The sequence below is a fragment of the Pusillibacter faecalis genome (assembly GCF_018408705.1).
GTDB classification, from domain to species: domain Bacteria; phylum Bacillota; class Clostridia; order Oscillospirales; family Oscillospiraceae; genus Oscillibacter; species Oscillibacter faecalis.
On sequence record NZ_AP023420.1, the window covers coordinates 1,483,503 to 1,496,208 of the forward strand.

13 protein-coding genes are annotated in these 12,706 nt (G+C 60.9%); all 13 read left to right on the top strand.

Annotation, left to right across the window (positions count from 1 at the left end):
• Positions 1 to 302: 302 nt before the first annotated feature.
• The 13 genes from KJS55_RS07520 to lplA all read left to right on the top strand — a co-directional run bounded on the left by KJS55_RS07520 (position 303) and on the right by lplA (position 12,680).
• Entirely contained in the window at positions 303 to 1,367 is a 1,065-nt protein-coding gene (locus KJS55_RS07520; RefSeq protein WP_213543038.1) for a TRAP transporter substrate-binding protein, read from the top strand.
• A gap of 105 nt (positions 1,368 to 1,472) precedes the next feature.
• A complete protein-coding gene (locus tag KJS55_RS07525) occupies positions 1,473 to 1,994 on the top strand; it encodes a TRAP transporter small permease (RefSeq protein ID WP_187030174.1) in 522 nt (173 codons plus the stop codon).
• Entirely contained in the window at positions 1,991 to 3,268 is a 1,278-nt protein-coding gene (locus KJS55_RS07530) for a TRAP transporter large permease (protein ID WP_187030176.1), read from the top strand. Before KJS55_RS07525 ends, KJS55_RS07530 begins: the two co-directional genes overlap by 4 nt.
• Before the next feature lie 125 nt (positions 3,269 to 3,393).
• Positions 3,394 to 4,146: an SDR family NAD(P)-dependent oxidoreductase gene (locus tag KJS55_RS07535; protein ID WP_213543039.1), complete on the top strand. Its 753-nt coding sequence runs from the start codon at positions 3,394 to 3,396 to the stop codon at positions 4,144 to 4,146.
• A gap of 45 nt (positions 4,147 to 4,191) precedes the next feature.
• Positions 4,192 to 5,154 carry a thiamine pyrophosphate-dependent dehydrogenase E1 component subunit alpha gene (locus KJS55_RS07540; RefSeq protein ID WP_187030178.1) on the top strand — a complete coding sequence of 321 codons (963 nt, stop codon included), beginning with the start codon at positions 4,192 to 4,194 and terminating at the stop codon, positions 5,152 to 5,154.
• 37 nt (positions 5,155 to 5,191) lie between these two features.
• Complete coding sequence (locus KJS55_RS07545) at positions 5,192 to 6,160, top strand: alpha-ketoacid dehydrogenase subunit beta (RefSeq protein ID WP_187030180.1); 969 nt, start codon at positions 5,192 to 5,194, stop codon at positions 6,158 to 6,160.
• A gap of 61 nt (positions 6,161 to 6,221) precedes the next feature.
• Positions 6,222 to 7,709: a 2-oxo acid dehydrogenase subunit E2 gene (locus KJS55_RS07550; protein ID WP_213543040.1), complete on the top strand. Its 1,488-nt coding sequence runs from the start codon at positions 6,222 to 6,224 to the stop codon at positions 7,707 to 7,709.
• Between the two features lie 11 nt (positions 7,710 to 7,720).
• The gene (gene lpdA / locus KJS55_RS07555; RefSeq protein WP_213543041.1) at positions 7,721 to 9,100 is read left to right on the top strand and encodes a dihydrolipoyl dehydrogenase; all 1,380 of its coding nucleotides are present in this window, start codon (positions 7,721 to 7,723) and stop codon (positions 9,098 to 9,100) included.
• A gap of 11 nt (positions 9,101 to 9,111) precedes the next feature.
• Positions 9,112 to 9,576: a PPC domain-containing DNA-binding protein gene (locus KJS55_RS07560; protein ID WP_187030186.1), complete on the top strand. Its 465-nt coding sequence runs from the start codon at positions 9,112 to 9,114 to the stop codon at positions 9,574 to 9,576.
• Positions 9,577 to 9,579: 3 nt separating this feature from the next.
• Complete coding sequence (locus KJS55_RS07565) at positions 9,580 to 10,362, top strand: MBL fold metallo-hydrolase (protein WP_213543042.1); 783 nt, start codon at positions 9,580 to 9,582, stop codon at positions 10,360 to 10,362.
• A gap of 8 nt (positions 10,363 to 10,370) precedes the next feature.
• Positions 10,371 to 10,757 (top strand): hypothetical protein, encoded by a 387-nt coding sequence (locus KJS55_RS07570; protein ID WP_213543043.1) that lies wholly within the window; start codon positions 10,371 to 10,373, stop codon positions 10,755 to 10,757.
• Positions 10,758 to 10,838: 81 nt separating this feature from the next.
• Complete coding sequence (locus tag KJS55_RS07575; RefSeq protein WP_187030191.1) at positions 10,839 to 11,615, top strand: enoyl-CoA hydratase-related protein; 777 nt, start codon at positions 10,839 to 10,841, stop codon at positions 11,613 to 11,615.
• 39 nt (positions 11,616 to 11,654) lie between these two features.
• Positions 11,655 to 12,680, top strand: a complete 1,026-nt coding sequence (gene lplA, locus KJS55_RS07580) for a lipoate--protein ligase (RefSeq protein ID WP_213543044.1) — start codon at positions 11,655 to 11,657, stop codon at positions 12,678 to 12,680.
• Positions 12,681 to 12,706: the final 26 nt, after the last annotated feature.

The following is a 12,706-nucleotide window of genomic DNA, read 5'->3' on the forward strand; positions in this document are numbered from 1 at the left end:
AAACTGCTCAAAAAAATAAATTCATTTTTTACAATTATAAACTAGAAAAAATTCTATTTCAAGGGCAAAATCAATTTTTTTAAATTGCACTTCTGTATGATCCAAAAAAATTTGCGCACAAATACATTTTATTTGTGAGTTTAACGAAATAAAAAACGGATTTTGTGCATTTGGCTAAAGATCATCCTGAAAAGAAATTTTCCGTTGACAAACGACAAAATAAATTCTATTATAAAAATAAAGAATTCGTTTTGATAAAAAATGAATTCAAAATAGAATTCCATAGAAGAAAGGAAACGAGTATGAAAAGGATTACGAGTCTGATTCTTGCGCTTGTCATGACAGCCGCCCTGCTGGCTGGCTGCGGTGGGGACAGCAGCACCGCCGACACCGGCAGCACCGGTGACGCCGGCGCGGCGGAGGACGGCGGCTACACCGCCAACTGGATTGTGGCAGTCAATACCTCGGAGGGCGACCTGCTGTATGAGGCCACCAACAAGTTCTGTGAACTGGTGGAGGAGTACTCCGACGGCCGCATCACCTGCGATCTGTATGGCGGCACACAGCTGGGCTCCGGACAGACGCTGCTGGAGAGCATGGCCTACGGCGTCTGCAATGTGTATGCGGAGAGCATCGGCACCCTGGCCCCCTTCACGGAGCTGGCCAATATCGACGCCGCTCCCTATCTGTACACTGGCTACGACCACTTCATCAATGTGTGGCAGAGTGATCTGGGCAAGGAGATCAAGGCGGAGATCGGTGATGCCGCCGGCTTTGCGATTTTGGGCGGCATGTACCGCGGCGCCCGCATCACCACCGCCACTAAGGAGATGGTGCATCCTGCGGACTTCGCCGGCTTCAAGCTGCGCGCCCCCGGCATTGACATGTATGTGAAGACCTGGGAGTGGCTGGGCGCCAGCCCCACCCCGCTGGCGATCACCGAGACCTACACCGCCATTCAGCAGGGCACTGTGGAGGGCCAGGAGAACCCCATCAGCGAGTGCTGGAACTACGGCTTCTATGACGTGAACCCCTACTGGATCAAGAGCAACCATGTGTACAGCCAGGACTGCTTCTTCATGGACAAGACCTTCTTTGACGGCCTGCCCGCTGACATCCAGGAGCTTGCCGCCAAAGCTGCTGACGAGGCCTCTTCCTGGCGGAATGAGCAGATGGTGGAGTTTGAGGCTGAGGTGGAGCAGAAGGCCCTTGACGCCGGCGTGACCATCGTGGACGTAGACGTGCAGGAGTTCATTGATGCGTTCGACGGCTTCATGCAGAGCGAATTCCCCGATCTGGTGGATTGGGCGGACCAGATTGCCGCCATGGCAGACACTGCCGCGGTGGACCCCGCTGAGGCGGCCTGATCTTTCACAGTGTGTCGCTCCGGAGAGGAGCAGGTGAAGAGAAAACAATGCGTCTCGGGAGATGCGGGGGACGCATCTCCCGAGATTTCTGATTGAGGAGTTTTTATGAAAGCTTTGCTGAACGTCTATTCCAAGATCATGGACGTCATCGACAAGATTCTGAGAGTGATTGTCGGGATTGCCATGGTCGTCATGGTCATCGTGATCTTCTATCAGGTCATCCTGCGCTATGTGTTCAACGCCTCCAATATCTGGAGCGAAGAGCTGGCCCGTTATCTGATGTGCTACTCGGTCCTGCTTGGCGCGGCAATTGCCGTCCGTAAGTATTCCCACCTGCAGGTGGACTTTGTCATTAACATGCTGCCCGCCCGGGGCCGCTGCATTGCGGTTTCCCTCTGCACTCTGGTGGGCATCGGGTTCTTGGGATTTTTCTGCCAGTATGGGATTACGCTTTGCGCCACCACCGGCCACAGTATCTCGGCCGGCACAGGGCTTCCCATGAGTGTTGCGTACGCCTGTCTGCCAATCGGCAGCGTATTGATGATTTTGATGTCGGTTGAGGTCATTTTAAGGGAATTGGTGAAGTTCCAGGAGCTGGGCCATAAGAAGAAGGGGGTGCAGGCATGAGCGTCGGTCTTGTCACAATTGTTGGGCTGCTGGTTCTCTCGATCTGCGGCGTGCCCATCTTCCTGGCCCTGGGCACCGCAACGCTGGCGGCCATGGCCCTGGGCGGCATGCCCCTGATTGTCATTCCCCAGCAGACCTTTGCGGGCATCAACTCCACGGCCATGCTGGCGATCCCCTTCTTCATGCTGGCGGGCAACATCATGTCCCGCAGCATCACGATGAAGCTGGTGGATGTGTCCAACGCGCTGTTCGGGTGGGTGAAGGGCAGTCTGGCCGTAGTGACTGTGGTGGCCTCGGCGCTGTTCGGCGCCATCTCCGGCTCTGCCACTGCCACCTGCTCCGCCATCGGCGGCATGACGATCCCCGCCATGAAAAAGGAGGGCTACAGCGACTCCTTCGCGGCGGCCACCGCCTCCATGGCGTCTATTCTGGGGCCCATGATTCCCCCCTCCATCACCTTGATCGTGTATGCCAGCGCCACGGAGACCTCCATCTCCGCGCTGTTCCAGGCCACGGTGATTCCGGGCGTGCTGCTGGCGCTGTTCCTGGTGGGCTACAGCCTCTGGTACGGCAAGAAGAAGGATTTGCCCTCCCGCCCCAAGCAGAACGCCCAGCAGATCTTCCGCACCTTCCGCAGCAGCATCTGGGCCCTGCTCATGCCCGTCATCATCCTGGGCGGCATTTTCGGCGGAATCTTCACCGCCACGGAGGCCGCCGCGGTCTCCGTGATCTATGCGCTCTTGATCAGCCTCTTTGTTTATCGGGACATGAGCTGGAAGGAGATTCTGCCCTCCATGGCGGAGGCCGGCGTCTCCGCCGCGGCGATCATGATTCTGGTGGGCGTGTCCAAGTCCTCCAGCTATGTGATCACCACCTCAGGCCTGCCTGCCGCGGTGCTGGACCTCTTTGCGAACCTGACGGACAATAAATATATCATCCTCCTGCTGGTGAACCTGCTGTTCCTGGTCATCGGCATGCTGATGGAGGCCAACGCCGCTGTGGTGATGATGACCCCGCTGCTGCGTCCCCTGATGCTGTCTCTGGGACTGTCAGACATTCACTTCTGCATGATGATGTGCGTGAACCTGTACATTGGCCTGATGACGCCGCCGGTGGGCGTGTGCCTGCTGCTGGGCAACCAGATCGCCGGTGCCCGCCTGGAGCGGACCCTGAAGGATGCCCTGCCCATGTTGGGCCTGGGACTGATTGTCCTGCTGCTTGTGACTTATGTGCCTGCCGTGACCGAGTGGATTCCCTCCGTGTTAGGCAGCTGATTTCCCGTTGCCGTTTTCAACCATGACCCCGGGCCGCCGATGCCTCCGCCACCCGGCAGGATTCTGGCGGTCCGGGGTTTCAACAGCAAGATTGACGAATTTTTGACATAAAGGAGTTTTAAACGATGGTTTCCATGGATTACAGCGGTAAGAACTACATTGTGACAGGCGGTGCCGGCGGCATTGGCGGCGCCGTGGTGGACGGCATTGTATCCGGCGGCGGCCACGCCGTCATTGTGGACATCAATGAGGCCGGGGCCCGGAAGTACCAGGAGAAGTACGGTGAGGACAAAGTCACGGTGGCCGCCGTGGACCTGAGCAATCCCGCAGAGATTCGGGAGAAGTTCGGCGCCCTGGTGCAGAAGTTCGGGCAGATTCACGGCCTGATCTGCGTGGCCGGCATTGTCAGCACCTCCAAGTTTGAGGATGTGACCCAGGCGGAGTGGGACCGCGTGGTTGCCATCAACCTCACCGGCGTGTTTGCCAGCATCCAGAGCGTGTTCACCAACATGAAAGAGCACAGCTACGGCCGGATCGTGGTGGTCTCCTCCGTGGCGGCCCAGGTGGGCGGCGGACTGCTGGGCACCAGCGTGTACGCGGCCTCCAAGGGCGGCGTCAACAGCCTCATCAAGGCGGTTGCCAAGGAGGGCGGCCCCTACAACGTGGCCTGCTGCGGCGTGTGCCCCGCCTACACCAAGACGGCCATCACCGCCGGCATGGATCAGGACCGGCACAACCGGATTCTCAGCCAGATTCCCCTGGGCCGGCCCGCCGACCCGCAGGAGATTGCCAACCTCATTTTGTTCTATGCCTCCGACCTTGCAAGCTTTGTAACCGGCGAGATTGGAAACGCCGACGGCGGCCTGCGGATGGACTGACAGGCGCGGCCCTGTGAATTTCGACTGCGTTGATAGGAGAGTATGATGAAATATTCCAAAGAATTGGTGACAGAGCTGTATCAGGAGCTTCTCAGCGTCCGCATGGCGGAGGAGAAGCTGGTGGAGATTTACGCGCTGGGCAAGGTGCCCGGCCACATCCACAGCGGGGTTGGCGAGGAGGCCGCCTATGTGGCGCCGCTGATGACCCGCCGCGAGGGGGACTACTATAAGCATACACACCGGGTGGTTGCCGCCGCCCATGCCGTGGGCGTTACCTTCAACGAAATGTTTGCAGAGATCCTGGGCAAGCAGACCGGCACCTCCCATGGGCGGGGCGGCGTGAACCACATCGCCCGTCTGGACAAGGGCTGCATCGGCACCGCCGGCTCCCTGGGCGTAGACACCGAGGTGGCAATCGGCGCAGGGCTCTCTGCCAAGTACTTAGAAAACGGCCGTATCGTTTACTGCTACAACGGCGACGGCACCCACAGCCGCGGCAACGTCCACGAGGCCATGAACCTGGCCGCCATTTGGAAGCTGCCGGTTCTGTTCATCTGCGATGACAACCAGTACGCCATCTCCGCCAACCACGCCAACACGATCCCGGTTCCGAATCCCGCTGCGGACCGCGCCGCCGGCTATGGCATGCCCGCCAGGGTTGTCCAGGGCGACGATCCCCTGGCGATCTATGAGGCGGCCAAAGAGCTGACCGACGATATCCGCGCCGGAAAGGGACCCGCCGTCCTGGAGATCAAGTGTTACCGCTGGCGGGGCCACTTTGAGGGCGACCAGTGCGCCTACCGGGACAAGGCCGTGACGGAAGAGGAGGTCAAAAAGGACTGCCTGGCCAATCTGGAGAAGTATGTGCTGGACAACGGCGTTTTGACCCAGGAGGACATCGAGCTTATGCGCAAAGAGATTGCTCTAGAGCTGGAGCAGGCGGTGGAATTCGCGGAAAACAGCCCCGAACCGGACCCCGACCACATTTTTGACGGTCTGTACGCCTGATGTGGACATTCACAATCATATAACGGAGGAACTCTTCATGAAAGAAAGTTTTGCACAGGCCATCAGCGCTGCCATCAGCGAGGAGATGCGCCGTGATGATACGGTCCTGGTCTACGGCGAGGATGTTGCGGAGATGGGCGGTATCTTCTGCGCCACCAAGGGGATTCTGGAGGAGTTTGGCCCCAAGCGCTGCATCAGCACCCCCATTTCCGAGGGCGCCATTGTGGGCAGCGCCATCGGCGCGGCCATGACGGGCCTGCGGCCCTGCGTGGAGCTGATGTATTCGGACTTCCAGCTGGTGGCCTTCAACGAGCTGTTCCACTCCTGCGGAAAGTGGCGGTATCTGCATGGCGAGGATTACAAGCTGCCCCTGGTGGTGCGCTGCGCCGGCGGCTACTCCTTCGGCGCGGGCGCCGAGCACTCCAATATCTTTGAGTGCCTTTTCAACCACGCGCCCGGCCTGACCATCATCACCCCCTCCAACGTCTATGACGCCAAGGGCCTTTTGAAGGCCGCGATCCGCAGCGACAACCCGGTTTTGTTCTTTGAGCACAAGCAGCTCTATAAGACGAAGATGGAGATTCCCGACGAGGAGTATGTGCTGCCCATCGGCAAGGCCGACATCAAGCGGGAGGGCGGCGATGTGACGATCCTCGCCGTGGGCCTGATGGTTCAAAAGGCGCTGGAGGCCGCGCAGAAGCTGGCGGCGGAGGGCATCAGCTGTGAGGTCGTGGACCCCAGGACCCTGCTGCCCTTTGACAAGGAGACGGCCTATCAGTCCATTTCCAAGACCCACCGCTGCGTCATTGTGGAGGAGAGCAACCTCCGCGGGGGCCTTGGCGCGGAGTGGGCGGCCATGATTCAGGAGGAGCTTTTTGACGAGCTGGACGCCCCCATCAAGCGCGTTGCCTCTTTGGATGTGCCCCTGCCCTATAACCTGGGCCTGGAGGCCCGGGCGGTTCCGAATCCGGAGAAGATTGCGGCGGCTGTAAAGGCGCTCTTCTGAGTGATGATCAAAAAGTGAGGAGGCATATGCCAAAGGCTGTTTCGGCCGGAGGCAAAGAGATATGAGTATGGAAATTGTCATGCCAAAGACCGGCCTGACTAACACGGAGAACGCCCTGGACAAGTGGCAGGTCTCCGAGGGAGAGCAGGTAAAAAAGGGTCAGGTTCTGGCGGAAATTGAGAGCGAGAAAACCACCATGCCCTTTGAGAGCCCGGAGGACGGCATCATCCATCTGGTGGCCGGGGAGGGCGACACGGTGCCCGTGGGCGGCGTGATCGCGCACCTTGCCGCAGACCAGGCGGAGTATGAGAGCCTCTGTGCCGCCGCCGCGCCTGCCGTTCCTGCGGCTGCGGTGCAGGCGGAGAGCGTCCTGATGCCAAAGACCGGCCTGACCAACACGGAGAACACCCTGGATCAGTGGCAGGTCTCCGAGGGGGAGCAGGTGAAAAAGGGTCAGGTTCTGGCGGAGATTGAGAGCGAAAAAACCACCATGCCCTTTGAAAGCCCTGCGGACGGAAAAATCCATCTGGTGGCCGGAGAGGGCGACACAGTGCCCGTGGGCGGTGTGATCGCGTATCTGGCTGCGGACGAGGCCCAGTACCAGGCCGTCTGCACGGCCTCCGCTGCACCCCAGGCGGCCCCCCAGTCTCCCGCCGCACCCCAGGCGGCCCCGGCCCCCACGGTCCGGAAAGCCGCCGGAGGCAGGATCATCGCATCGCCTTTGGCCCGCAAAAAGGCGGAGAAGGCGGGGATTGACCTCTCTTTGATAACCGGCACCGGCCCGGGCGGACGGATTGTGGCAAGAGATGTGGACAGCTGCCAGCCTGCCGTGCAGAGCGCGGCCGGCGCCAAGTCCCGGGAGCCGGTCCGCATCCCTCTTACGCCGATCCGCAAGGCCATTGCCCGAAACATGTTCAACAGCCTGCACACCATGGCCCAGACCTCCGACTCCGTCGAGGTGGACGTCACGGAGCTGGCGGCCATGCGCCGGCGGCTGGTGGAAAACGAGAAGCTTCTGGGGACAAGGGTAACTTTGAACGATCTCCTCTCCTACGCGGCGGTGAAGATGCTCAAGACCCATCCCCTGGCCAACGCCAGCTATACCGACCAGGAGATCCTCACCTTCCCCTACGTGAATCTCAGTGTGGCGGTGGCCACGGATTACGGCCTGACCTCCCCCGTGGTGCGGGATGCCGACCAGATGTCTCTGGTGGAGCTCAGCCGCGCCCTGCGGGAGATTGTGGTCAAGGCCCGGGAGAAACGGCTTACCGCCGACGACCAGCGGGATGGCACCTTCACCCTGACCAACATGGGGGTCTTTCCGGTGGATAACTTCAACCCCATTCTGCCTGCGCCCCAGTCCTGCATCATGGGCTTTGGCCGGGCGGTTGAAAAGCCCGTGGTCTATCAGGGGCAGATCTGCGTGCGCACCATGATGTGCCTCTCCGTCACCTATGACCACCGGGTTTTTGACGGCGGCGAAATCGGCAGCATCTTAAAGACCATGAAAGAGTATCTGGAAACCCCCGAGCTCTTTTTGGCACAGTGAGGGCGTTTGATATGGCAGAGAACAGGTATGATCTGATTGTGATCGGCGGCGGACCCGGCGGCTATGTGGCGGCCATTCGGGCGGCCCAGCTGGGGATGACCACCGCCGTGATGGAAAAAGAGCATCTGGGCGGCACCTGCCTGAACGTGGGCTGCATCCCCACCAAGACGCTCTTTCAGAGCGCGGAGGTGGCCAACACCGTGCGGGAATCCGCCCGGTACGGCATCGGCTCCGCGCTGACCGGGGTGGATTTCCCGGCGGTGATGCGCCGGAAGGACGGCGTGGTGAAGCAGCTGGTAAACGGCGTTGGCTACCTGCTGAAAAAAAACAAGGTGGATTTCCTTCCGGGAGAGGCAAAGCTCCTCTCCGCCAGTGAGGTGAAGCTCGGCGGCAAGGTCTACAGGACCCGAAACATCCTGATTGCCACCGGATCTTCCAACGCGGCGCCGCCCATTCCCGGGCTCAAGGGCGAGCGGGTGATTGACAGCACCCAGCTACTGGCTCTGAAGACCCTGCCAAAGAGCATGGTGATTATCGGCGGCGGCGTGATCGGCTGCGAGTTTGCCAGCATTCTGGCGGCCTTTGGGTGCAAAATCACCGTGGTGGAGATGCTGCCCCATCTTCTCGGCGGCATGGACCGCTCCCTGGCGGACGCCGTTGCGCGGCAGTTCACAGACGCCGGCATCCAGGTGGAGCTGGGCGCCATGGTAAAATCTGTCTGCGATCAGGGGATGGAACAGGCGGTTGTTTTTGAAAAGAACGGCGCGGAGGGCACTGTTTCGGCGGAGTATGTGCTGGTGTCCACCGGCCGCAAGGCCAACAGCGCCGGCCTTGGCTGCGAGGAGCTGGGCATCCGGATGGAGCGGGGCTTCATCCAGGTGGATTCCCACATGCGCACCTCTGTCCCCGGCATCTATGCGGCCGGCGACATCACGGGCCAGGGCATGCTGGCACACACCGCCTCTGAGGGCGGCGTGGTGGCCGTGGAGAACATGGCCGGCATAGACCGGGAGCTGCGGCTGAACGCGGTGCCCAAGGTGGTGTTCGTGGACAAGGAGGTGGCCTCCGTAGGGATGACCCGGGAGGAGGCGGAAAGAGCGGGCATGGACGTTGTAACCGGCACGTTCAGCCTCGCGGGCAACGGCAAGTCCCTGGCTATGGGAAAGAACCAGGGCTTTGTGACCGTGGTGGCAGACCGGGAGCACCACGCGATTCTGGGTCTGCACATGATGGGGCCCTGCGCCTCGGAGCTGGTGGCGCTGGGAACGCAGATGATCGCCTCGGAGCTTTTGCTGGAGGACGTGGAGTGCGCCATCTATCCCCACCCGGCCGTGGCGGAGGCCATCCGGGAGGCCTGCCTGGACGCCCTGGGACGCGTGGTTCACGCTTGAAGGAGGCCGCGATGAAATCTGCAAAAGGTACATTCAAGAATCTGTATGCCCTCCGCTTTGAGCCCGGCGAGGATGTGATGCTGGGCCTTCAGAAGTTCTGCGAGGATCACGGCATCGGCCACGGCGTCATCCTCTCCGCCATTGGCAGCTTACAGGGGTGCAGCTTCTTCGACCCGGAGGAGCTGCCCGGCAAGCCGGGGCTGTACGGCTACGGCGACCCCATCGAGCTGCCCTGCCCCATCGAGCTGATCTCCATGGGCGGCATCATCTGCACAGAGCAGGACGGCAAAATCTCCCTGCATGTGCATGCCGCCTTTGCTGACGAGTCCGGAGCGGCATTCGGCGGGCACTTCAAAGAGGGCAACCGCGTTTTGACCACCGTGGAAATGGTCATCGGGGAGCTGGACCATATCAACATGAGCCGCGCCATAGACCCGGAGCGGGGCGTGCCGGTCTTTACTCCCCTCCAGCTCTGAGCCGTGGGACACATACAGCTGGCGGCAAACTCCGGCGTGCTGGTCAGCTTCGGCGGCCGGCGGGTGCTGGTGGACGGGATTTACGGAAAGAACCGTTTTTTCTCCCCGCCGCTGAAGGAAGTGCAGCGGGCGGTGTTTGGGATGGACAGCCCCTACCGGGATGTGGACTTCCTGCTGTTTACCCACCGGCATACGGACCACTTTGACGCTGCATATACCGACGAGTACGCACGCAACAACCGCGTGCGGGGAATCTATGTCCCCCGGGCCGGAGCGGACCCCGCGTCGTTTCTGGAGGACCGGCGGCCGCTGCCCAAGGCCGCGGAACAGGGGGTGCTCCATGAGCTCTCCCCGGAGAAAGAGCAGGCGCTTTCCATCCCTCTGTGGGATGACTGCGCCGCCACCTATGTCCCCACCCGCCATCTGGACGTTCAGACCTACGCGGCGGTAAGGCACTGCGCCGTGCTGCTGTCCATAGGCAGAGTGCGGCTGCTGTTCGCTGCGGATGCGGACTGGAGTCCGGAGAACCGGGAGCGGTTTTTGGCGCTGGGGCCTTTGACGGCGGTGTTCATCACACCGCTCTTTCTCCTGCATCCGGACGGGCGGCGCCTGCTGGAACAGATCATGCCGGAGCAGGTGGTGCTGTATCACCTGCCATTCCAGCGGGACGACGTCACCGGGCTGCGGGCCGTGGCGGAAAAAGAGCTGGCCCGAAGCAATCCCTTTCGCCTGACGGCTCTGATGGAGCCAGGGCAGATGCTGGATGGAATCGAACCATGGAGGTGAGGGCGGGCATGCGTCTTCCAACCAAGGAGATGCGGGAGCATCCGCTGTTTGCCTGGCTCCCGGAGGAGGGCTTTGAGACGTTTGAAGCCTGCTTTGACATGGAGGCGGAGAACCTTGGAGCCGGAGAGCGGCGGGAGAGCCGCGGCAGGCTGGGCTATCTCCTCTCCGGCAGGCTCCACACGGCAGACGGAGAAGCGGTCCGGCCGGGAGAGCTCTTTGGGCTTTCGGCGGCTGGAGGCGGGAGGTGTCTGACCGCACAGGTCCCGTCTACTGTGATCTGGATGGACCGGGAGATCATGACCAGGGTCTGCTATTTTGACTGCTGGTTTCACGGCCGCTTTGTCACGGAGCTGAAACAGGCCCTCGCCCGGCAGGAGAGGAGAACCATGCCCTGAGCCTCGTCTCGGCCGCCGGAGGCCCGGCGCCGAGAGAGACCCATGGAAGAATTGATCAGCAGACAACAGGAGGAGTTTTCCATGAATTGTGTGACTTTAGAGGTTTTTGACCAGATTGCAACTGTGACCATCAACCGTCCCAAGGCTCTCAACGCCCTGAACACACAGACGCTGACCGAGCTGAGGGAGTGCTTTGCCGGTCTGGAAGAGCGAAAGGATGTGCGGGTTGTGATCCTCACTGGCGCCGGCGGCAAGGCCTTTGTGGCCGGCGCGGACATCTCTGAGATGGTGGACGCCACCCCCGCCGAGGGCCGCGCGATGGCCCTTTTGGCCATGGAGACGTTCAACAAGCTGGAGAATATGCCCCAGGTGACGATTGCCGCGGTCAACGGCTACGCGCTGGGCGGCGGGTGCGAAATCAGCATGAGCTGCGACATTCGCATTGCCGCGGACAACGCCGTGTTCGGCCAGCCGGAGTGCGGCCTTGGCATCATCCCCGGCTTTGGCGGCACCCAGCGGCTGGCCAGGCTGATCGGCAAGGGACGGGCCAAGGAGCTGATCTTCACCTGTGACCGGATTGATGCGCAGGAGGCATATCGGATCGGCCTTGCCAACCAGGTGGTTCCGGCCGGGGAGCTGATGGACGCCTGCCGCAAGACGGCGGAAAAGATTCTCAGCAAGGGCAGCTATGCGGTGAGCCTTGCCAAGAGCGTCATCAACGCCGGCCAGGACATGGATTTGAGCAACGGGCTGAAAATGGAGGCGGACGCCTTTGGCTTCACCTTTTCCACCCACGACAAGCGGGAGGGAATGACGGCCTTCCTGGAAAAACGGCCCGCGGAGCTGACGGATTTCTGACAGAAAGGCGAGAGCCCGCTGGCGGCAGAGGGAGGCACTATGGCAGCAGATACGCTTTATCTGGAGACAGGGAGTACGGACCCGGCTTATAACCTGGCGTTTGAGGAGGTTGTCCTGCAAAACCGCAGAGAGGGAAATACCCTTCTCCTGTGGCAGAATGACCACGCGGTTGTGATCGGGCAGAACCAGAACGCCGAGGAGGAGATCAACCACGCCTTTGTGGAAGCCCACGGAATTCGGGTGGTGCGCAGAATGACCGGCGGAGGCGCGGTATACCACGATCTTGGAAATTTGAACTATTCCTGGATGACGGATGTGGAAAACGCCGGGGCCATCACCTATCAACAATTTACCAGGCCGGTGGTGGAAGCGCTGCGGGGGCTGGGAATGGCCGCGGAGGCATCCGGGCGCAACGATATTCTGGTGGAGGGGCGCAAGGTTTCCGGCACGGCCCAGAGACTTTTGGGAAAGAGAATTCTGCATCATGGTACGCTGCTGTTTGACTCCGACCCGGAGATGATCGCCGGGGCGCTGCGGGTGGACGCCTCCAAATTTCAATCCAAGAGCACGAAGTCTGTGCGCTCCCGCGTGGGGAATATCCGGGAATTTCTGCGGACGGATATGACGCTGCCCGACTTCTGGGAGTATCTGAAGGGTTCCCTGGGCGGGGAGGCGCTCCAGAGCGGCAGCCTGACGGAAGCGGAACACCAGCAGGTACTCCGATTGAAAGCGGAGAAGTACGACGCCTGGGAGTGGACCTTCGGCCGGACGCCCCGGTTTTCCTTTGCCAACCGTCATAGATGGGACGGCGGGCTTTTGGAAGTCCGGGTTCAGGCAGAAAACGGGCGGATCACCGCGGCGCGCTTCTACGGGGATTTTCTGTCCCTGTGCCCGCCAGCGCCCCTGGAGGCGGCGCTGCGGGGGCGTCTTTTCCAGCGCGCGGATGTGGCGCAGGCGCTGAGAGGGCTCCCCCTGCAAAACTACCTGGGAGGCATCCGCGAACAGGAGGTCTTGGACACCATGTTTCCGGTCTCCGGGCCGAAGAGCGAAGCGCCCAGCTTCTAAAAAAAGAGAGAGGCATCTGCCTCTCT